Raw genomic sequence first — 20,976 nt, 5'->3', positions numbered from 1 at the left:
GCGGTGTTCTTCCATTTCACAGTATGGAACTGGCAAAGATAAATTACGCTTTGTTGTTGGAACCAAACTCGCGGATTTTACCTTTAACGGTTTCTTTGATTGCATCACGGCCTGGTACGATGAATGTACGTGGATCGTAAGCATCTGGTTTAGCTGCAAGCACTTCACGAACCACTTTCGAGAAAGCAATTTGGTTCTCTGTGTTTACGTTAATTTTGGATGTACCCAGGGAAATGGCTTTATCGATGTCGTGTTTAGGAATACCTGTACCACCGTGCAATACGAGTGGAACTTGTACCGCGTCACGAACTTCTTCCATCTCTTTGAAGCCCAGGTTAGGCTCGCCATGGTAAGGACCGTGTACGGAACCAAGAGCCGGTGCCAATGTGTCGATACCTGTTTCTTTAACGATACGGATACACTCGTTCAGGTCAGCGTACATGATTCCGCCGATAACGTCGTCTTCTTGTCCGCCTACAGTACCTACTTCAGCTTCTACAGAAACGCCTTTAGCGTGTGCATATTCAACAACTTTTTTAGTCATTTCGATATTTTCATCGATAGAGTGGTGGGAACCGTCGATCATAACGGATGTAAATCCAGCATCGATCGCTTCTTTACACTTGTCGAAGCTTGAACCGTGGTCCAAGTGGATCGCAACTGGTACGGAGATTTTCATGTCGTGAATGAGTCCTTCTACCATTTTAACTACAGTGTAGAAGCCGCCCATGTGACGTGCTGCGCCTTCGGATACACCCAGGATTACTGGGGATTTTTCTTCTTCAGCTGCACCAAGAATCGCTTGAGTCCACTCAAGGTTATTGATGTTGTATTGACCAACTGCATATTTTCCTTCAAGTGCTTTGTTCAACATGTCTGTCATAGATACTAATGGCATGGTTTCAATCCTCCTAGGGGTTTGGGTTGTGTCTATGGTTTTTAGCCGAAATCACATACGGCCTTATTATACCACATCCCATGTCAAATACTAAACAAGCATTTGCAAAAATGCTGTGCTTTGCAGCACAGTTTTCATAGACACCGCTTTATAACTTGCCCATTTCCAATATTCCCCGGATAAAGCGGTGAAATACCCCATTCTCCCCACCAAGTACCATCTATATTGTCCGCATACAAAAAAATCCTGTATCAACAGGATTCAACTGCATTTATTGACAGTACCATTGCGAAGCTGCATATTCACAGCCACTCGCATCTCGTCGATATCAAACGGTTTCGTGAAGTGCATGAGCGCTCCGAGATCCGTGGCTTCCTTAATCATGTCCAGTTCACCATAAGCGGTCATCATGATCACTTTGATCCCCGGATCAATTTCTTTAATATGCTTCAGGATTTCCAGACCGTCCATCCCGGGAATCTTCATATCGAGCAATACCAGGTCAGGCTTGTCATTATTTACAATCTCCAGAGCAACCTTGCCGTTGGGTGCTTGAAAGGTGTTATACCCTTCACTGCTGAACACTTCCATTAATAGGATTCGGATTCCGTTCTGGTCATCAACAATCAAAACTTTTTTATCTTCCACTCTGTAACCCCCTAGAATTAGGAAAGCATATACGTCTTCGAATCTGGATAACTATCCCATAGTCGTCATGATAAGTATTCTACCTCTTCCATTAAAATCCTGCTACTTTCACAAAATGACAAAAAGCATTTCAGCCTGCTTTTTACGCAAAAAAAAGGGATGTTCACGGCAACCTCTGCGGTTGCCATGAACATCCTCCAATATCTATTACGTCAACGCTAAAACATGATTATTTCTTTGCATTCTCCAATGAAGCTTTCACGAATTCACGGAACAATGGTTGCGGACGGTTAGGACGGGAAGTGAATTCCGGATGGAATTGTACCGCCAGGAACCATGGGTGTCCTGGAAGTTCCACGATCTCAACCAGACGTCCATCCGGGGATGTACCCGAGATAACCAGTCCTGCTTTTTCGATCGCTTCACGGTATTCGTTGTTGAACTCATACCGGTGACGGTGTCTCTCATACACCAGCTCGTCATCATAACAAGCCATCGCCAAAGAACCTTCTTGAAGCTTACAAGGATACAGACCCAGACGCATCGTACCACCCAGATTTTCGATATCTTTTTGCTCAGGCAACAGATCGATTACAGGGAATTCTGTAGCCGGATTAATCTCGGAGCTGTTCGCACCATTCAAACCAACAATGGAACGTGCATATTCAATAACGGAAACCTGCATACCCAGGCAAATACCGAAGAACGGAATTTGTTTCTCACGAGCATAACGGATTGCCGATACTTTACCTTCAATACCACGATCTCCGAATCCGCCAGGAACAAGGATACCGCCAATACCATGTAACAGGTCGCCTACATTCTCATCCGTAATATCTTCAGAAGGAACCCAGCGAATTTTCACATCCGCATTCGATGCGAATCCAGCATGAGACAACGACTCAACAACACTCAGGTATGCATCGTGCAACGCTACATACTTACCAACAATAGCGATCTCAACCGTATGCTCCAACTTGTTGATCCGGTCAACCAGCCCTTCCCACTCGCTCATATCCGGTGCAGGAGTAGTCAGTTTCAGGTGATTTACCACAATCTCATCCAAGCCTTCTTCACGCAGGTTCAAAGGCACTTGATACAAGGTGTCTGCATCGCGACATTCAACCACGGCATTCTCATCAATGTCGCAGAAGAGAGCGATCTTGGCTTTCATGTCGTCAGACAATTCATACTCCGTACGGCAGACAATCACATTCGGTTGAATACCGATGCTGCGCAGTTCCTTAACACTATGCTGTGTTGGTTTTGTTTTCACTTCACCCGCTGCTTTGATATAAGGAATAAGTGTTACGTGAATGTACATCACATTGTCGCGACCTACATCACTCTTGATCTGACGAATGGCTTCCAGGAAAGGCAAACTCTCAATGTCGCCCACTGTTCCGCCAATTTCCGTAATAACCACATCTGAACCAGCTTCACGTCCAGCGCGGAATACACGCTCTTTGATCTCGTTCGTAATGTGTGGAATAACTTGTACCGTTCCGCCCAGATATTCCCCGCGTCGCTCTTTGCTGATGACGGAAGAGTATACTTTACCAGTCGTGACGTTGCTGTTTTTGGAGAGATTGATATCAATAAAACGTTCATAGTGGCCAAGGTCCAGATCCGTTTCCGCGCCATCATCCGTTACAAAAACCTCGCCGTGCTGATAAGGGCTCATAGTCCCCGGGTCAATGTTGATATACGGATCAAATTTCTGGATGGTTACTTTAAGCCCTCTGTTTTTCAGCAATCTGCCCAGCGAAGCAGCTGTAATCCCTTTGCCCAGGGAGGACACAACTCCGCCCGTCACGAAAATATACTTTGTCACTGTTATTACCCTCCTAATATAAGTACAGAAATTCAGGCGATATATGGTGTTATCGTAACCTGTTTCCCAGGTAATCATCGTTAAAAAGAGCAATGGCAGAAATTCCCTGCATCTGCGAACTGCTCTTTCTGCGAAGACGGTTTAAATACACGTTGTTTTACAGCAAAAAATGGTGCAAATATTCCGGTAGCCTTCATTTCATTTGGTGTTTTTGATATACAAAAACGGGCCACGAAATGTTGGCCGGGAGCATACGGAAAGGAAATTATTTTGCAAAATTATGCCTCTAAAAATACAAAAAAAAGTACTCCCGCAGGACGGGGCACCTTCTATAAAAAACATAAATATATTGTCGCTCATTCATAAGCCCATGCAATAGTTTACCCGTTACCCCGTCTGCTGTCAAGGCTGACTATTCCGGGGAAACGGGTAAATTATAGACGTCAAAAATGACTACCGATTATCAGAATCGTCGTCAAATTCATCCTCGTTTTCAGACTCTTCTTCGTCTTCTTCGAGGTCTTCATCTTCCAGATCGTCATCTTCGACCAGCACTTCTTCTTCGCTGTCTTCTTCATCAAAGATGTCATCTTCGTCTTCATCTTCTTCGTCTTCATCTTCGTCTTTATCCGTGCTGTCGAAGTCTTCATCGCTGTTATAGCTATCTTCTTCTTCACCGAAGTCTTCATCTTCCAGATCATCATCTTCATCGTTGATGATACGCGGACGCTTCGCACCCGTCATGGAATCTTCTGTTCCAGCTACCGGATACCAGCGCTTCAAGCCCCACAGACTTGTACCGACACAAGCAAAACGGCCATCGATATTAATCTCGGTATATAGCTGGGCGATAAACTCGTTGATTTCTTCATCAGTCATTCCGCGCTGCTTCGCTACCTCATTCATCAAGTCACGATAGTAATACGGCGTATTAGCCGCTTTCAGCACCATAAAGGCAAGGTCCACCAAAGGGATCTCTTTTACCTTTTCTTTATCAATTTTCAAATTGAGCGAGGTACTCACTGCAGACACTTCCTCTCACACAAAATTCACTTTTTAACCCCTACGAACTGGACTGTTACGTATAACATATCCATTAACAAACCTAAGTAAAACCTATTTAGCGTTAAAAAGCAAGTTTTTATGTACGGATGTGACGCAAATACGGAGAGCAGCTCCAATCTGTCCAATATATTCAACGCGATACGACATTAAACTCATACGTGTCCTTCATTGCAAAAGAGACAACTCCATAATAAAAAAGACGGAGTCCCCTCCGCCTTTTGACTGTATACCCTTGAAGGATTGCTCCTCACCAGGTTCCCCGCAAGAGCCCTCTAGCTCTCCATCCATCATATGTCCCTGCGCCCGTTTTGACACGAAGTGAATGTGTTTTTATAAAAAAAGGGCAAGTTCCCCATGCGGCGAGATGAGCGCATTCATAGAATACCTCAGCATGTTCATCCCGAAGGGGGCTGCCCATTATGGACTATACTGGTTTATTGCATCAATTAATTGACGGAATGAGACGCCCTGAACCAGAACAAGGAGGGCGATATTTGATCCGATTTGCCAAACCGCAGCAGTACGAGGCCTGCCTCGTGGAATTATCCCGAATGCGGAATGAATTTACCGACCTTGGGGCCGTCCGCTCCTCGCGACTAGCTCGTTCCATTATCGCTACAGTACAACGCCCGGAGGATTTATACCGCTATGGGGATGAGATTACGATTGAAGAAGACATCCCCATCTCCCTTCACGCCACCGCACTCCACAGCAAACCGAGCAATGCCCAAGGCATACCCTGGGGAGTGAAGCAGATTCGGGCACCCAAAGTATGGTCTGTATCTACCGGGCACCGGATCAAAATCGGTGTAATTGATACAGGTGCTGATTATCACCATCCTGATCTTCGATATTCCCTGGCACGCGGAATCAATCTGTTAAACCGCAGCCTGCTTCCTCATGATGATAATGGACACGGCACCCACATTGCGGGGACCATCGCCGCAGCCAACAGCACCGCAGGCATGATTGGTGTAGCTCCACGGTCCCTGATCTATCCCGTGAAGGCATTCGACCACAACGGATCGGCTTATGTATCCGACATTGTGCTTGGCATCGATTGGTGTGTGCGTAACAGGGTCGATATCATCAACATGAGCTTTGGCATGAAAACACGCAGCAAGGCACTGCTTGATGTTGTCAATCGTGCGTACCATGCCGGAATTGTCATTGTTGCTTCGTCAGGAAACGATGGCAAACGACGCAGCATTGATTATCCAGCACGTTATCCGCAGACCATATCCGTCGGAGCAACTGACAAAAACAGACGTATTGCTTCCTTCAGCAATCGTGGCGCATATGTGGATGTCTATGCACCTGGTGATAAGATTGTCTCCTCATGGGTGCAAGGCAAGCATCACGAGATGAGCGGCACTTCCATGGCAACCTCGCATGTGAGCGGTGCTATCGCCTTGCTGCTTGCCAAGCATCCGGGATTATCCCCCAGTGAAATCAAGACCCTCGTCAAACGTGCTACGATCCCACTGCGAGCCCGCAAGACTACCACAGCGAAAACCAAAATACGTGGCGGTGAGATTGACGCCCTGAAGCTAATGCAGGAGGGCGAAGAGTGAGTAGGCTATGCTAACCATTAGCAGAACTCGTTTGATTGATGTTTGGCGAATCACAGTAACCCACCCCCGACTTGAATGTGCGAAGGGATCTTGCTTGCGGCTGAATCCTCAAGTGGCACCCGCTGTGATGTCTGGGGAGGCTAGCGTACCTTAGATAGGGAAATTCGTTTTCTTCAGCTCCGGTTACAAAACAAAAAAAAGTCTCCATGTACCACGTTGAAGACACAACGCGGACATGGAGACTTTTTGCTTGAGGCGGAGCGGCGGCAGGCCGCAATCCTGGAATTTACATTTTATCTGGTGCGCTTACGCCTACCAGACGAAGCGCCGTTGCAATAACGGTACGCACAGCACCGATCAGTGCAAGACGTGCCTGAGTTTGCTGCGCATCTTCCGTAATGACACGTTCTGCACGGTAGTAGCTGTGGAACAGGGATGCCAGCTCGTATACATAACGGATGATACGATGAGGCGCATATCCTGTTGCCGCTGCCGAGATTTCTTCAGGCAGTTCTCCCATTTTGCGAAGAAGGTCATACTCGTGCTCTGTTGTCAGCTTGGACAGGTCGATCTGTGCCAGTGGCAGCAGTTCAATACCTTGTTCTTCAGCCTGACGGTATACGCTACATACACGTGCATGCGCATATTGTACATAAAATACCGGATTTTCATTGGATGTCGAAATTGCAAGGTCCATGTCAAAGTCCAGGTGGGAGTCCATGCTCCGCATCGTGAAGAAATAACGGATGGCATCAATACCCACTTCATCCATCAGATCTTCCATCGTTACAGCTTTACCTGTACGTTTGGACATTTTCACTTTCTCGCCGTTCTGGAACAAGCTCACCATCTGTGCAATCAAAACGACCAGTTTCTCAGGGTCATTGCCCAGTGCTTGCATCGCAGCTTTCATCCGGGGGATATAACCATGGTGATCCGCACCCCAGATGTTGATCATCGTGTCGTATCCACGCGCATATTTGTCGCGGTGATAAGCAATGTCTGGTGTCAGGTAAGTATACGTGCCATCGTTCTTGATTAACACACGTTCTTTGTCGTCACCGTATTGCATCGTTTTCAGCCAAGTTGCTCCATCTTGCTCATAGATCTCATTGCGGTCACGCAATTCATCAAGCACTCGCAGAACTTCTCCGTTGTCATACAGGGAGGTCTCGCTGAACCAGATGTCAAAGTTAACACGGAAGCGATTCAAGTCACGTTTGATCTTGTCCAGTTCCTTCTCCAGTCCAAAGTCACGGAAATAAGCTGCACGGTCACCCGGGTGCATGGACAACAATTCATCACCCTTTTCAGCAACGAGTTGCTTGGCAAATCCTTTAATATCTTCACCGTGATAACCATCTTCAGGCATCTCAGCATCCTGACCCAGCTCTTGCAGATAACGAGCTTCAATGGAACGCGCCAGATTAAACACCTGATTACCTGCATCATTAATGTAGTATTCACGGGTTACTTCATATCCAGCGTAGTCAAGGATGTTACATAGAGCATCACCTACAGCTGCTCCACGGGCATGACCCAGATGCAGACTGCCTGTTGGGTTGGCACTGACGAACTCCATCTCGACTTTGCGCCCTTCTCCGATGCTAATTCTTCCGTAGTCTTTGCCCTGCTCCTGCACAAGCGCAAGTACTGGATAAAGGTAACTCTTGTCCAACTTAAAGTTAATGAATCCTGGACCGGCAATCTCAGCCTTCTCGATTCCTGCTTCAGCCAGATTCAGATTGGCAATGATCTCTTCAGCAATCTGGCGCGGATTGCGCTTGGCAATCTTGGTCAGCTGCATGGCAGCATTGGTAGCCAGGTCCCCGTGTGTCTTCTCACGCGGTACTTCCAATGTAATGGCTGGCAATTCTTCCTGTGTAACAATTCCGGCCGCCACAATGGCGTTGCCGATGGCCGTGCTTACCCGTTCGTTAATCGTATCTAGTGGATTACGTGTCATGAAATTGGTTCCTCCTGTATATGCAAACTAATCGCGAAATGTCCGGATTCTTCATCAAAGCGGTAAAAGTCGTAGCTCCACGCTGCGCGTGCGCTCAATCCCTGAATGGAAAGTTCCAGCTTCTGTGTATGCGTGGACAGGGCAAACGACATGTATGGTGATCGGTAGAAACCAGGAAGCTTCCGATTCAATTCAAAAGTCTGCTCCGATTCCACTTCACCATGACGTATAATCTTGATGGATTGTCCACCCAGCTTCAATGTGGTACGAGTTGTGCCTCCCTCGGGTCCAACCTCCGGTTCTTCATAACGAACATAAAGAACAGACCCTTTCAACACGGCTTCACCCTGCATTTCCTGCAGCACATCTTCACCTTCATAACGGCTGTGCAGCCGGATGTGTACCGGTCGCATGTTCGACATGAATGTTAACCTCCATTATATTCGAGGCGACGCAAAATCAGGCACGGCCGGTGAGAACAGCCCTTCCCGTATTGTTGTGTCGCTATACGCGCTCATATTCCCGGATAGCTCGCTATCCTACACTCTACTGTATAACTATATCCAGTTCCCTCGCTCAATTCAAATCCAAATTCAGAGTTTTTTCCTCATCAAGCCAAAAAAGAAGAGCTACACCTGTAAAGTGCAGCTCCCTTTTGCTTCATTATAGTAATATTCATTCATCCGATCAGGCCCATTGTGATTCATAAGGAAAAGGACATGTCGACTCGCTCAGCTTCGCTCGCACCTGTACAAGACAGCCACAGTGCCGACAAGTCGTGCCATATTGCAATCCCGGACAGGCAGAGCAGATGGATAGCCGCCGCTCGTATTCCTCATCCTGTACCGTCGGACGCGAGCGTGAAGCAATCTCAACAAGTCTGGCCATTTTGGCATCGCTAATCTTCACATCATACTGATCATTGCAACCCTTGCAAGGTTCCTGCCTTTTCATCATTATCCCTCTACAGCGATGACCCCAACCGATGCTGGAGGAAGAATAAAACGCAAGGTGTTATTCTCCAGTGTGAGTCCCTCCCACGCCACAGGCTGAACATGATTCGGCTGTTCAAAGGTATTGAATGCGCCAAAATCAGTATGGTGCAGAATCTGCCCGGATACTTTAGCCGCTTGAGCTGCGTCCAGCTGACAGACGACTTCCAACTCATCGATGTGGCTCAGATTACAAGCTGTCACATGAATGACCCCATCCTTGTTGCGGGACGCTGATAAGCTGAGCTGAGGAATGGTGTCTTCTCCGAAGGTATACCCAGGGCTATCATAATTCAAATCCAGTCGCTGCGCATCCATATGAACCTGATACATATCAAATACATGATACGTAGGTGTCAGGAGCATTTTGTCCCCTTCCGTGAGCACAAGCGATTGAAGCACGTTCACGATCTGAGCCAAATTGGCCATCTGTACCCGTTTATTATGCTGATTGAAAATGTTAAGGTTCACCGCTGCAAGAACTGCATCCCGCATCGTATTTTGCTGGTAGAGGAAGCCCGGATTGGTTCCTGGCTCGACGTTATACCACGTTCCCCACTCGTCTACAATGATACCCACCCGGCCATCTGGATCATATTTATCCATAATTTCGGAGTGCTTCACAAGCAATTCATCCATAAACAGCGTTTTCTTTAACGTGGTAAACCATTCAGCCTCTCCAAAACCGGTAGCGTTCCCTTTGTCTTCCCACACACCTGTCGGAATTGTATAATAATGAAGACTGATGCCATCCATGAAACGGGCAGCTTCCCGCATCAACACTTCCATCCATTCATAGTTACTATCGTTCGGGCCACAAGCGATTTTATAAATCTCGTTCCCGGAATAATTACGTACATATGTAGCATACCGACGATATTCATCCGCATAATATTCAGGACGCATATTCCCGCCGCATCCCCAGTTCTCATTTCCCACGCCAAAATACTTCAGCTTCCACGGTTCTTCCCGGCCATTCTGTTTCCGCCAGTTCGCCATAGGAGACTCGCCATCAAACGTAATGTATTCCACCCATTCCTGCATTTCCTGCACGGTTCCGCTACCCAGGTTGCCACTGATATATGGCTCGGTGCCGAGCAACTCACATAATCTCAAGAATTCATGCGTACCAAAGTGATTGTTCTCTTCCACACCACCCCAGTGCGTATTGATCATACGAGCACGCTCACTCTTCGGACCCACACCGTCTTTCCAGTGATATTCATCGGCAAAACAACCGCCCGGCCAACGAAGGACTGGAACATTAAGCTTCTGCAAGGCCGTCAATACATCATTTCGAATTCCATCCGTATTCGGAATAGGTGAATCTTCTCCTACCCACAGCCCCTCATAAATACAACGTCCCAAGTGTTCGGAAAAGTGACCATATATATTGCGATTTATTAATCCTTGGTCTGAATCTGCCTTTAGAATAACATCAACCATGATTTCAACCTCCATATAATGTATTGTTATCGCTTACAATAACTTGTTTTAAAGCAGGTTTCAACCGTTTTTATTTCTACACAAACAAGCCCCTTCCCACATCATTAGCCAGGAAGAGGCTTATTCATTATAGATATCCATGCAGAGACATACCAGATTGATTATCATTCATTTCTAATTTGGATTTGCTCTGTTGTTATTTCAGATTAACAGGCTATTTAATCCTGCTCTGAAGGCAACAACATTTTTTGTGTCCACGTTGTTCCGCCATCAGTAGTCTGATAGATCGCAGGGGAGTTATCACTTGTTACGACGAGCCAACCCGTCTTGGCCGATGGGAAAGAGATACGGGAACTGTACCCCGGATCTTTCAAGTCAACGTTTTTCCACGTGGAACCTGTATCATAAGAACGTCCAATACCCACTTTACCAGCTGCTGGTGAACCTGCAGACAGATAAGCTGTCTGATTACCAATCAACGCCATGTTACCTGGATGACCACCTGGATTGGCAGGTCCGGTTCCTTTCCCCGTACTGTTTGTACCTGGCGCAGGACCTCCTCCTGCTGTGGATTGCGCAAATACTTGGGTCCAGTTCTTACCTTGATTGCCGCTCGCATAGAGGGAGTACGATTGTTGGGACATGCCTGCATCACCATACAGAAGGGCCCACACTTGCTGACCGTGTGCATACAGATCCGCTCCACTCCATGTGTCTGAGACAACTCGAAGAGAGGTTGTCCAGTTCTTGCCGCCATCACTCGTTTGCTTCAGATGATATCCCGATCCAGGTACAACAACGACAGCATACCCTTGCTTCTCTGTCGCAAAAGCAGCTGCACGTGTGTTGGCAGGCGTATTTATTTTGCTCCAGGTTACCCCGCCATCCTTCGTCTGATATGCACTATTATAGGTGTAACCATATCCTACATCTTTATTGCGAAAATCGATTCGCTTGAATTGAATGCCAGGCGTATCGAGTCGTGTCCAGTGCGATCCCCCATCATGGGTACGAATCAGATAGGTTGCAGGTGAATTTTTCACTTGTGCCAACGCATATCCATTCACATTATTCGGAAAATCAAGCTGTGTAAATTGCCACTGTCCGGTATATATGGACTGCCACGTACATCCTGCATTTGAGGTTCCGATCAGGAAGCCTTCACCCCCAGCTCGTCCAGTCGTATCATTAAGAAAATCAATGTCTGTAAATTGCAATCGTTGCTCTTCCACACCACTACCTTTTTTCAGTATAGCAGAGAGTCCATGATCTCCCTTTCCACATGCCTGCGAGGATGCAGCGTTAGCGCCTGATAGCGTATGTATCGGTCCCATCCCCCAAGCCAGCGTTAACGATAATGCGAGTGCACCAATCCGTTTCCATGTCACTGTACTCTTAGTTGTCATCGTAACACCTCCTTCTACGGTTTTACCCAAATCGGGTGATGATAACGTAACAATCTGGTGTACTTCGATGACAATTTCGCAAGAAAAAAACCACCTTTACCCATGATTGGATCATGTAGGCAGAGGTGGTTGATTACTAAACGTAGTGCACTCTAAGTTACATGGGAAATCTTCTTATACCAAGGATAACAAAACTGACACTTAAGAACAGGCATAAACTAAAGTATATTTTGTTGTATTTATATTCCCGAATACTATATGCAGCAAAAAGCATCGCGAGGCTAGCCAACATCAACGTGAAGTTAAGAAATACCGTCACTGCTAATACAAAATTGATGAAAAAAACTATAAAAACTACAGGAAACCATTTGGGATACATACTCAATTGAGATCGAATCACACGCATACATATTCACCTTCCTCTACTTCCATATTATACATAAGTGTGGTGATAGATTCATGCCAAGGCAAGATATCTGCATGTGCGAGCCTGTACTGATACAAGCAATAAATGGTAGAGACATAGGAACATACGTGCTATAATTGATTTTATGGACTCTTGAATAACGGTGGATGTTTTCCAGATCACGGCGCAGCTTCCCGAGAGGGGGTGACGTCGATGGTCAAACTTGTGGCGTTGCTTGATGTGATCCGATGGATTGCGGCGATCCTCAGTATTGTACTGAGTGGACGAAAGCTTTACCGTTGGTTACGCAAAAAGTTTCGTAGCAAGCGAAAACCCACCTCATAAGGTCGGAAGCCTGACGGTGGGTTTCGCTTGAATAGCATTATTTAGTTCATGCGCGCCGTGGCAATCCACAGCCTTTCGGGTCCTAAGAGTCTTTGCCGTTGGCGCGGTGAAGACTCTTTTTTAGTATATGGTCGAACCCGATCACCATATACTTCACGAATGTAATATATCAATTAATATACTACTGAATAACTTATGTAGTCAGTATAGCATAGCTCTTTCCAAAAGTTAAATTAAGTTAAGTTAACTTAACTTAATTTAACTTCGTCATTTGGTTTGCCAGAATACTTTTGGTCTAACAATCAATTCCGTTCCTTAGGCTAGAATAGTTGAGGACACAGGGATAAACGTGAACAAAAAAACGCCCTCCCTGCGCTAATTTGAAACAGCGCAGACAGAGAGCGTTATCTTTATCAATTATTCTGTGTTATTTCACGAATCCAAGCAGCATTTCGCGGATCAGCTTCGCAGCTACAATCTGTGTCTGTTGTGTGGGATCATAGATTGGTGCTACTTCAACCAGGTCACAACCAACTACATTTACATCAGATCCGGCGATCATATGGATGGCTTCCAGCAGTTCTTTGGACGTAATGCCGCCCGCTTCTGCTGTACCTGTTCCTGGAGCTGCTGACGGATCAAGCACATCGATGTCGATGGTCACATATACTGGACGGTTGCCCATCTTCGGAAGAGCTTCCTTCATCGGAGCTGCCACTTCAAATGGGTAGAAGTTGATGTTCTCGCGACCATACTGGAACTCCTCACGGGAACCAGAACGGATACCGAACTGATAGATGTTTTGGCCACCCATCAACTCAGCTGCTTTACGCACTGGCGTGGAGTGAGACAATGGCTCGCCTTCATAATTTTCACGAAGGTCTGCGTGTGCATCAATATGAATCAGGATAAGATCCGGGTATTTCTTGTACATTTGTTGGATGACTGGCCAAGTAACCAGATGCTCGCCACCGAGACCAACTGGGAACTTGTCATCAGCAAGCAGACTGCCGATGTATTCATGAATTACATCAAGGCTGCGTCCCGCGTTACCGAAAGGCAGTAGCAAGTCTCCAGCGTCAAAGTACGTCATGTCTACGATACTTTTGTCGAGATATGGGCTGTACTCTTCGAGTCCAACCGATGCTTGACGGATATGAGATGGGCCAAAACGGGAACCCGGACGGAAGCTGACAGTATAATCCATGGGCATACCATAGATAACTGCTTTCGAGTTCTCATAATCCTCAGAGCTGCAAATAAATACGTTTCCTGAATAAGCTTGATCCAGTTTCATTAATGATTTCCCCTTTATTTCGTTAAATCTTCCACGAATTTAGGAAGTACAAATGCTGCTTTATGCAGACGCGGAGAGTAATACTTGGTATCCATCTCCGGGAGTTGGGTCTCATCCACTTTGAGCGGGTCATGTTTCTTGCTACCCATCGTGAATGTCCACAAACCACTTGGATAGGTTGGAATATTACAGCCGTACACATGTACGATCGGGAAGATTTCTTTGACGTCTTTGTTCACCTTCTGGATCAGATCCGCCTTAAACCACGGGTTGTCCGTTTGGGCAACGAAGATTCCGTCTTCTTTTAACGCTTCATAGATACCTTGGTAGAAACCGCGCTCAAACAATGGAGCAGCCGGACCTACAGGCTCTGTAGAGTCTACGATGATCACATCGTATTCATTTTTATGTTCAATAATATGCATGTAGCCGTCGTTGACAAGCACTTCAACATTAGGCTCGTCCAACTTGCCGGCGATTTCAGGCAAATATTTTTTGGAGTATTCAATGACTTTTCCGTCGATCTCGACGAGAACTGCTTTTTCTACAGCAGCATGCTTGATCACTTCACGAATGACCCCGCCATCGCCGCCACCGACAACCAGAACTTTTTTCGGATTCGGGTGAGTGTTCAGCGCAGGATGTGCCGCCATTTCGTGATATACGAATTCGTCTTTTACGGTCGTCATCACCATGCCATCAAGAAGCAACATGTTACCGAATTCCTCGGTTTCTACCATGGCCAAATCTTGAAAATCGGTTTTCTCTGTGACATAGGTCTGCTTAATCTTCGCGGTGATCCCGAATACCGGGGTCTGTTTCTCCGTAAACCACAATTCCATAATCTCTACCTTCTTTCCGTAAAGTTAATGATCAGCCATACCCGATCAAGTGCGATGCACTATAATCGGTTCGCCCAAGCACGTCCAGCGTTCGGCGCCATATCACGTTATGATTGCTGGCCTGCGGGAAAAGTCCGCGGTTCACTTCATTATATAGATTAAATTGACCAGAGCGTGCAGAGCGTCTGACTAATCAATGAATCAATGACCATTCGTCTGTTCGTCCTTACGCGCTTTAGTATCTTGTGCCGAATCTTACCTTTTCATTACCCTTTTGCATTATACGCGATTGACGTTTATACTGCAAAACGGTTTTTCCGGCGAAAACGCTACATTTTGTCTGCTTATGTACCTGATTGAATATCCCTGCCAATGAAGTCCCATACTGGAAGAAAAGAGAGGAGCCCGTTCCATGACCAAGCCAAATCAAAAGACCCGCAAACGCGGGTTCCGTGTACGTAAATTCATTAAAAACCTGTCTCTGCTCGCCGTGCTCGCCATGCTTGCTACCGCTGCAGGATTGGTCTACCTGTACGCAACCAGCCTGCCCCTCGCAGACTCTGATCGGAATTCCCGATTGCTGGACAGTCAAGGGGAAGTGATCGCTACCTTCTCCGCCGGTGGCAAAGACTCTGTTCCGGTTCAACTGGAGGATATCGCTCCGAATCTCGTCAACGCCACTCTGGCTGTAGAGGATCGCAAGTTCTATAATCACTACGGTTTTGACGTTCAGGGAATGGGACGGGCCGTGCTCGTTAACCTCGAACATATGCAGATGTCGCAAGGCGCGAGTACATTGACCCAGCAACTGGCGCGCAATCTATATTTATCTCATGAGAAAACATGGACTCGCAAAGCAAAAGAAGCCATGTACACGGCGCAATTGGAGATGAAATACAGCAAGGATGAAATCCTACAGATGTATCTGAATGAAATCTATTATGGGCATGGTGCATACGGAATCGAAGCAGCTTCGCGAATGTATTTTGGCAAATCCGCCAAACAGCTGGATCTCGCAGAGAGCGCTATGCTGGCAGGAATCCCAAAAGGACCAACCTACTATTCACCCTATAACCATATGAAAAACGCCAAAGACCGGCAGAAGATTGTGCTGAATGCCATGGCTGATATCGGCAAGATCACCCAAGCTGAGGCGGATAAAGCTTATGAGCAAATGCTAGCATTCAAACCGGAAAGCGAACGTAAAACGGTGGAAAGTGCCCCGTATTTCCGCGACTATATCCGGAATCTGGCCATCAAAGAACTGGGAATCAGTGAAGCGATGCTGGATCATGGGGGATTGAACATCTACACCACACTGGATCTGCGTGTACAAAAAGCAGCGGAAGACGCGATAGCGAAGGGTATGGATGCCAAAAGTGAGCTGGAGACAGCTCTGGTGTCCATCGACCCTCGGACAGGCTACATTAAAGCCATGGTGGGCGGCAAGAATTACCGCACCAATCAGATTAACCATGTACTGGCGACAACGCGCCAGCCAGGTTCGGCGTTTAAACCTATTATGTATCTGGCTGCCCTGGAGTCCAAGCAACTCACCAGTGCATCCATATTTAATAGTGAACCTACCCTATTTCACTACGACAATGACCGTAAGACCTATAAACCCGGCAACTTCGGAGACAAGTATCTGGGTGAGATTGACCTTAGACAAGCGATCGCCGCTTCAGACAATATCTATGCGGTGAACACCATTATGCAGATCGGTCCTGAGCAGGTTGTGAGTATGGCAAAAAACCTCGGTATTACGAGCAACCTGAGCGCCGTACCTTCTCTCGCACTGGGAACGTCACCTGTCAGCCCGCTGGAGATGGCGTCGGCCTTTTCCGTCATTGCTGCTGGCGGACAACGGACGCCGCCTGTCGCCATTCTGCAAGTGACGGATGCAGCAGGACGTGTACTCTATGAATCGCCTCAAACCAAGGCTGAGACCGTTGTGGAACCTGCGGCAGCTTATGTACTAACTCGATTAATGGAAAGTGTATTCGAAAATGGAGGAACCGGTAACCGGGTATCTGCCACAATTAAACGTCCGGTAGCCGGAAAGACAGGCACAACCAACACGGATGCCTGGCTCGTTGGATTCACACCAGAACTTTCTACCGCCGTATGGGTTGGATATGACCAAGGCAAAGCCATATCGACTTCGGACGGCCGCCGCGCGGCACCAATCTTTGCCCAATTCACAGAGCAGGCGCTTGCGAGCGTACCACCCAAAATTTTCACTGTTCCTGATCACGTCGTAAGTGTCTATATCGACCCGGAATCCGGTAAGCTGGCAGGCAACGGTTGCGAAGAGAAACGACTGGAAGTTTTTATTGATGGCACTGAACCCACAGAGGTCTGCCACGGTACGACGGATGATTCGGATCCTGGAGAAGATGAGAAGACCCGTGAGGTACAGAATCAACAAGGCATACAGGAAGAGAAACATTCCTGGTGGGGAGATTTCAAACGTTGGTGGGTAGAATGACGCAAATGCACGATGACTTAGTTGCGTCACTCGTAACTTCTCGTTATATTGGGCATTTGGAAATTAACTTCGGATGAAAACTCATAATTATTCAGTTCGATGAATACAGATCATACACAAGCAAAAGACCCCAAACCGAACTTTACGGTCAAGGGTCCTTTTGCTTTTTTTGATTTTATACGGTGTTGAATGATTTGCCTTAAGCGAGTGCTTCTTTCAATTCATCCGGAGAAGCATTCCACCATTCTTCGTTGTGTGAGATCAACAGCTTCTTGAGTGCAGCCCGATCTTCCGGCCCCAGTTCATCCAGCATGAAACGGCGCTTCATGGCATAATCCATGCGATTCACATGTTCCGCCAGCAGTTTCCATCCGCGTCTCGCTTCTGTATCGATCCACATCTCACATGCTGTTGCTCCACCATACAACTGTCCCTCTTCCGTGCGATCCACAGCTACCCACACCAGCCATACTTGGCGACCGTTGGGTACATCCTCACGATTCGTCGAGAACTTGATATTGCGCTCCACTTTACTCTTCGCATGCATCGCACCAATATCAATTTTGGCTTCACCATTGTCAATAATGACCGGAGATAGGTTATTCAGATCAATGGAGCCTGCACCGAAGCCTTTATGCTTGCTCTTTGCACTAACGATATTCAAGGCAATCTGCTTTTTGCCGTTTTGCTCGTTTTGGTCCATGTTTATAGCCTCCAAGGGTTGATACAAATATTTTAACTAATAATCGGCCCATTGCAAACATATACATGCTGTAGATGCTTGTCAACGGGAGGTATTTATCGATGATTCCACGACGCGCCAAGAGCTGGCTCACCGCATCCCTGGCCCTGTGTGTGCTGGCCGGAGGGATATGGATCACTCTGGGTTATACTCACTCAACTCATTCCGAATTGCCAACACTTGCCCCGGAATCGGGCAAGCCTAAGGCAAAGTCCCCAACCCCAGCACCTCCAGAAAGTGTACAGACCCCTACTGCCGAAGTGTACAGCAACCGTGTTGTGGAATATCACATGGATGTAAAACTGGTCGAAGGGAACGTACTGGAAGGGACTCAGACGATTACTTGGACACATCCAGGTAAAAAAACCGTCAACGAGCTTTACTTTCATATGTATCCCAACGCCTTCTCTTCTGCTGACACCACCTTTATGAAGGAATCCGGCGGAAAGCTTCGGGGTGATGTCATGCCTACCAACGGTTATGGCTCCATGAATATTACCGAAATGAAAACGGAGGACGGGCTCTCTCTGCTGCACCGGATGCAGTATGTGCAACCAGATGACGGAAATATCAAGGACACCACCCTCATTAAAGTACGCTTACCCAAACCCGTCAAAGGCGGAGAAAGCATTACACTCCACACCCGCTTCCAAGTGAATCTGCCAAAGATTTTTGCCCGGATGGGAACTGCTGATGATTTTGTCATGGCAGGTCAATGGTTTCCCAAATTAAGTGCCTATGAACCTGTGGGCAGGCGCGGACGGACAACGGAAGGTTGGAATCTGCACCAATACCATGGCAATTCAGAGTTTTACGCCGACTTCGGTATATATAGTGTGCGTATTCGGGTGCCTGAAACATACAAAGTTGCCGCTACCGGATTTCCGACACAACAAGCCGTGGTGAAGAACGGAGAAAAAGTCTATCAATTCTATGCCGATGATGTGCATGATTTCGCCTGGGCAGCTTCACCGGATTTTGTCTACGCCGAGGAACCCTTCTCTGCACCCAATGTGCCTGGTGTACGAATCAAATTATATTTGGATCCTGCTCATCAGGATCTGAAGGAACGTTATTTCTACGCCGCGAAGGCCGCTCTATCCAATTATAGCAAATGGTTTGGCCCGTATCCTTATGCTACCTTATCCATCGTTGTTCCACCCAAAGCGGGGAACGGTGCTGGAGGTATGGAATACCCTACGCTGGTAACGGCCTTTGGAGCCGATGACACTACTCCAGGTTATGACCTGGAACGTACCGTAGTCCACGAGATCGGACACCAGTACTTCTACGGCATGGTTGCCAGCAACGAATTCGAGGAAGCCTGGCTGGATGAGGGGTTCACCTCTTATGCAGAAGACAAATTGATGGAGCAGGAATACGGATTGATTCCGAATCTGCCGGTACAATCGGGCCTGATTACGTCTCCTTCATCCTTAACACAAGAATCCTGGAAGTTCGATTCACAGAATGAGTATGCAGCCAATGTCTACACACGTGGCAAGCTTGTATTGCTTGGTATTGAACATCAAGTCGGCACAAAAAAGATGGAACGCATTCTCTCTACCTATGTGAAGAAGTACCGCTTCAAACATCCCACTTCGGCAGATTTTCAGAACGTTGTGGAACAAGTGACCCGCACGTCCTGGTCTGATTATTTTGACCAATACGTCTACGGTAATGGAATGGCTGACTTTGCTGTAGAGAAGATTCGTGTTACGCCTGTACAGAAAGACGGTCAAACATGGTACGAGTCATCCGTGACGATCGTCAAAAAAGGCAGTGATTACAACGCCGTTCCTGTTCGCATTGCTTTTGAAGACGGACATACCCTCACCAAGCAATGGGATGGCATAGAAGATCGAATTACCTATAAATTAACGCACACATCCCCCGTAGCCTGGGCCATGACCGATCCCCTGTACACGATCGTGCTGGAGAACCGCCATATGAACAATTTCCTAAAATCCGGACTGGATGAGCAGACGAAGTCCCGCTGGAGCATGAGTGTAACCAAACTAATAGAAGCCATATTCGGAGGTCTGTCATGGTGAGGTGGATACGGTGAAAGCGAAAATACGTGAAGGCTGGTTTCTCGTCCGTCAGCATATGTTCATTGCGGCACTCTTATTTCTTTATCAACTCATTTGGGGATATTTCTTCTATCGAATGGTACAATCGGCAGTCATCCCACTCCTCCTGCGCTATCCAGATTCTGATGCCGGGGAACTGAGTACACTTTTGTTCAAAATGGAAAGCCAACTTAACCTATCTACCCATCCGGAGGTTCATCGTTATCTATGGATTCTGGGGGGCATGCTGCTGGTTCGCATGTTGATCAGCCCCCTTATTCAGGCAGGACTGCTCTACTCACTTCAGCACTTTAATTCTACAGAAGAGCGCATCCCATTCGTCCGTGGAATCAAAAAACTGTGGAAACCGATGCTGCTGCTGCACACCATACGTACATTATTGATACTTCTGCCCGCCTACTGGCTCATACCGAAGCTCTACTCGATCCTCATGGACGGATTTCATTCCCTTCAATTACTTTTGCCTGGTATACCTTATGTTGCTGCCTGGATTGTATATGGATGGGTCATCCACCATGTCATGCTCTACATGCAGTTCGGTGTGTCGGCACCAGAAGGAGAAGGCGGGGCTCACGGCACCCTCAAAGCACTCTGGATTGCACTGCGTCATCTCATCGCCGTTATCGGCATTGCTCTCCTGCTGGGCGGAGTCCACTTACTCGTCTTTGGGGCATTCACTTCAGCCTCATGGTTATTAACGGGACTTACCGGACTTATACTACAACAGACGTATCCACTTGCCAGATGTCTATTGAGTCTGTGGAAAATATGCAGCCATTTCCGATTGTGGCAGTCCAAAGTATCCAAAGGTGAGAGCATTTAGTTTAAAAATTGTTACCATCACATGTTAAACTCATGGCCTGCTATGTACTTATAAATAGGCAAACCTCAACCTTTCCCCGTCAAAGGTCGAGGTTTTTTTTGCTAATTT

Annotated in this window: 17 protein-coding genes; 5 read left to right on the top strand and 12 right to left on the bottom strand. The window is 47.0% G+C overall.

Annotated elements, in window-relative coordinates:
* Positions 1-43: 43 nt before the first annotated feature.
* From fba to rpoE, 4 genes are all read right to left on the bottom strand, one after another.
* Positions 44-898 (bottom strand): class II fructose-1,6-bisphosphate aldolase, encoded by an 855-nt coding sequence (gene fba / locus MKZ12_RS00615; protein ID WP_091039193.1) that lies wholly within the window; start codon positions 896-898, stop codon positions 44-46.
* A 261-nt stretch (positions 899-1,159) separates the two neighbouring features.
* Entirely contained in the window at positions 1,160-1,546 is a 387-nt protein-coding gene (locus tag MKZ12_RS00610) for a response regulator (RefSeq protein ID WP_339238986.1), read from the bottom strand.
* A gap of 229 nt (positions 1,547-1,775) precedes the next feature.
* On the bottom strand, positions 1,776-3,380 hold the full coding sequence (locus MKZ12_RS00605; RefSeq protein ID WP_339238984.1) for a CTP synthase: 1,605 nt from the start codon (positions 3,378-3,380) through the stop codon (positions 1,776-1,778).
* A gap of 453 nt (positions 3,381-3,833) precedes the next feature.
* On the bottom strand, positions 3,834-4,403 hold the full coding sequence (rpoE, locus tag MKZ12_RS00600) for a DNA-directed RNA polymerase subunit delta (RefSeq protein WP_062838121.1): 570 nt from the start codon (positions 4,401-4,403) through the stop codon (positions 3,834-3,836).
* Positions 4,404-4,864: 461 nt separating this feature from the next.
* Between rpoE and MKZ12_RS00595 the strand changes: the two genes are divergently transcribed.
* Complete coding sequence (locus MKZ12_RS00595; RefSeq protein WP_339258214.1) at positions 4,865-6,019, top strand: S8 family peptidase; 1,155 nt, start codon at positions 4,865-4,867, stop codon at positions 6,017-6,019.
* A 286-nt stretch (positions 6,020-6,305) separates the two neighbouring features.
* Here MKZ12_RS00595 and argS read toward each other — a convergent pair whose 3' ends face one another.
* The 5 genes from argS to MKZ12_RS00570 all read right to left on the bottom strand — a co-directional run bounded on the left by argS (position 6,306) and on the right by MKZ12_RS00570 (position 11,829).
* Positions 6,306-7,985 (bottom strand): arginine--tRNA ligase, encoded by a 1,680-nt coding sequence (gene argS / locus MKZ12_RS00590; protein WP_339238982.1) that lies wholly within the window; start codon positions 7,983-7,985, stop codon positions 6,306-6,308.
* Positions 7,982-8,407, bottom strand: coding sequence for a DUF1934 domain-containing protein (locus MKZ12_RS00585; RefSeq protein WP_339238980.1), 426 nt, complete (start codon positions 8,405-8,407; stop codon positions 7,982-7,984). The genes argS and MKZ12_RS00585 overlap by 4 nt, the downstream gene beginning before the upstream one ends.
* Before the next feature lie 265 nt (positions 8,408-8,672).
* Positions 8,673-8,942: a DUF6171 family protein gene (locus MKZ12_RS00580; RefSeq protein ID WP_237178610.1), complete on the bottom strand. Its 270-nt coding sequence runs from the start codon at positions 8,940-8,942 to the stop codon at positions 8,673-8,675.
* A complete protein-coding gene (locus tag MKZ12_RS00575) occupies positions 8,942-10,423 on the bottom strand; it encodes an alpha-N-arabinofuranosidase (RefSeq protein WP_339258212.1) in 1,482 nt (493 codons plus the stop codon). The genes MKZ12_RS00580 and MKZ12_RS00575 overlap by 1 nt, the downstream gene beginning before the upstream one ends.
* 218 nt (positions 10,424-10,641) lie before the next feature.
* Positions 10,642-11,829: a hypothetical protein gene (locus MKZ12_RS00570; protein WP_339258210.1), complete on the bottom strand. Its 1,188-nt coding sequence runs from the start codon at positions 11,827-11,829 to the stop codon at positions 10,642-10,644.
* 619 nt (positions 11,830-12,448) lie between these two features.
* Here MKZ12_RS00570 and MKZ12_RS00565 point away from each other — a divergent pair.
* Positions 12,449-12,580 (top strand): hypothetical protein, encoded by a 132-nt coding sequence (locus tag MKZ12_RS00565; RefSeq protein WP_017691304.1) that lies wholly within the window; start codon positions 12,449-12,451, stop codon positions 12,578-12,580.
* Between the two features lie 427 nt (positions 12,581-13,007).
* Here MKZ12_RS00565 and speB read toward each other — a convergent pair whose 3' ends face one another.
* Positions 13,008-13,877, bottom strand: coding sequence for an agmatinase (gene speB, locus MKZ12_RS00560; RefSeq protein ID WP_278297424.1), 870 nt, complete (start codon positions 13,875-13,877; stop codon positions 13,008-13,010).
* A 14-nt stretch (positions 13,878-13,891) separates the two neighbouring features.
* Positions 13,892-14,719, bottom strand: a complete 828-nt coding sequence (gene speE, locus MKZ12_RS00555; protein WP_339258208.1) for a polyamine aminopropyltransferase — start codon at positions 14,717-14,719, stop codon at positions 13,892-13,894.
* A 412-nt stretch (positions 14,720-15,131) separates the two neighbouring features.
* Here speE and MKZ12_RS00550 point away from each other — a divergent pair, with 412 nt between their 5' ends.
* The gene (locus MKZ12_RS00550) at positions 15,132-17,210 is read left to right on the top strand and encodes a PBP1A family penicillin-binding protein (protein WP_339258206.1); all 2,079 of its coding nucleotides are present in this window, start codon (positions 15,132-15,134) and stop codon (positions 17,208-17,210) included.
* A 199-nt stretch (positions 17,211-17,409) separates the two neighbouring features.
* On the opposite strand, the gene MKZ12_RS00545 is transcribed toward MKZ12_RS00550, so the two are convergent.
* On the bottom strand, positions 17,410-17,913 hold the full coding sequence (locus MKZ12_RS00545) for a YwhD family protein (protein WP_253428974.1): 504 nt from the start codon (positions 17,911-17,913) through the stop codon (positions 17,410-17,412).
* A gap of 101 nt (positions 17,914-18,014) precedes the next feature.
* On the opposite strand from MKZ12_RS00545, the gene MKZ12_RS00540 reads away from it, so the two are divergent.
* Positions 18,015-20,006, top strand: coding sequence for a M1 family metallopeptidase (locus MKZ12_RS00540; protein ID WP_339258204.1), 1,992 nt, complete (start codon positions 18,015-18,017; stop codon positions 20,004-20,006).
* A gap of 10 nt (positions 20,007-20,016) precedes the next feature.
* Entirely contained in the window at positions 20,017-20,868 is an 852-nt protein-coding gene (locus tag MKZ12_RS00535; protein WP_339238973.1) for a hypothetical protein, read from the top strand.
* The last annotated feature ends 108 nt before the right edge of the window (positions 20,869-20,976 follow it).

Origin of the sequence: Paenibacillus sp. FSL R5-0713 (assembly GCF_037973325.1) — a bacterium.
Lineage (GTDB): Bacteria > Bacillota > Bacilli > Paenibacillales > Paenibacillaceae > Paenibacillus.
Note: the sequence above shows the minus strand (reverse complement) of the source record. Positions and strands in the feature narration are given on the sequence as shown.

Excerpts from the sequence above, each read along its gene's own strand:
- fba (WP_091039193.1), bottom strand. The coding sequence starts at position 898 with ATGCCATTAGTATCTATGACAGACATGTTGAACAAAGCACTTGAAGGA.
- MKZ12_RS00595 (WP_339258214.1), top strand. The coding sequence starts at position 4,865 with ATGGACTATACTGGTTTATTGCATCAATTAATTGACGGAATGAGACGC.
- argS (WP_339238982.1), bottom strand. The coding sequence starts at position 7,985 with ATGACACGTAATCCACTAGATACGATTAACGAACGGGTAAGCACGGCC.
- MKZ12_RS00585 (WP_339238980.1), bottom strand. The coding sequence starts at position 8,407 with ATGTCGAACATGCGACCGGTACACATCCGGCTGCACAGCCGTTATGAA.
- MKZ12_RS00580 (WP_237178610.1), bottom strand. The coding sequence starts at position 8,942 with ATGATGAAAAGGCAGGAACCTTGCAAGGGTTGCAATGATCAGTATGAT.
- MKZ12_RS00575 (WP_339258212.1), bottom strand. The coding sequence starts at position 10,423 with ATGGTTGATGTTATTCTAAAGGCAGATTCAGACCAAGGATTAATAAAT.
- MKZ12_RS00570 (WP_339258210.1), bottom strand. The coding sequence starts at position 11,829 with ATGACAACTAAGAGTACAGTGACATGGAAACGGATTGGTGCACTCGCA.
- MKZ12_RS00565 (WP_017691304.1), top strand. The coding sequence starts at position 12,449 with ATGGTCAAACTTGTGGCGTTGCTTGATGTGATCCGATGGATTGCGGCG.
- speB (WP_278297424.1), bottom strand. The coding sequence starts at position 13,877 with ATGAAACTGGATCAAGCTTATTCAGGAAACGTATTTATTTGCAGCTCT.
- speE (WP_339258208.1), bottom strand. The coding sequence starts at position 14,719 with ATGGAATTGTGGTTTACGGAGAAACAGACCCCGGTATTCGGGATCACC.
- MKZ12_RS00550 (WP_339258206.1), top strand. The coding sequence starts at position 15,132 with ATGACCAAGCCAAATCAAAAGACCCGCAAACGCGGGTTCCGTGTACGT.
- MKZ12_RS00545 (WP_253428974.1), bottom strand. The coding sequence starts at position 17,913 with ATGGACCAAAACGAGCAAAACGGCAAAAAGCAGATTGCCTTGAATATC.
- MKZ12_RS00540 (WP_339258204.1), top strand. The coding sequence starts at position 18,015 with ATGATTCCACGACGCGCCAAGAGCTGGCTCACCGCATCCCTGGCCCTG.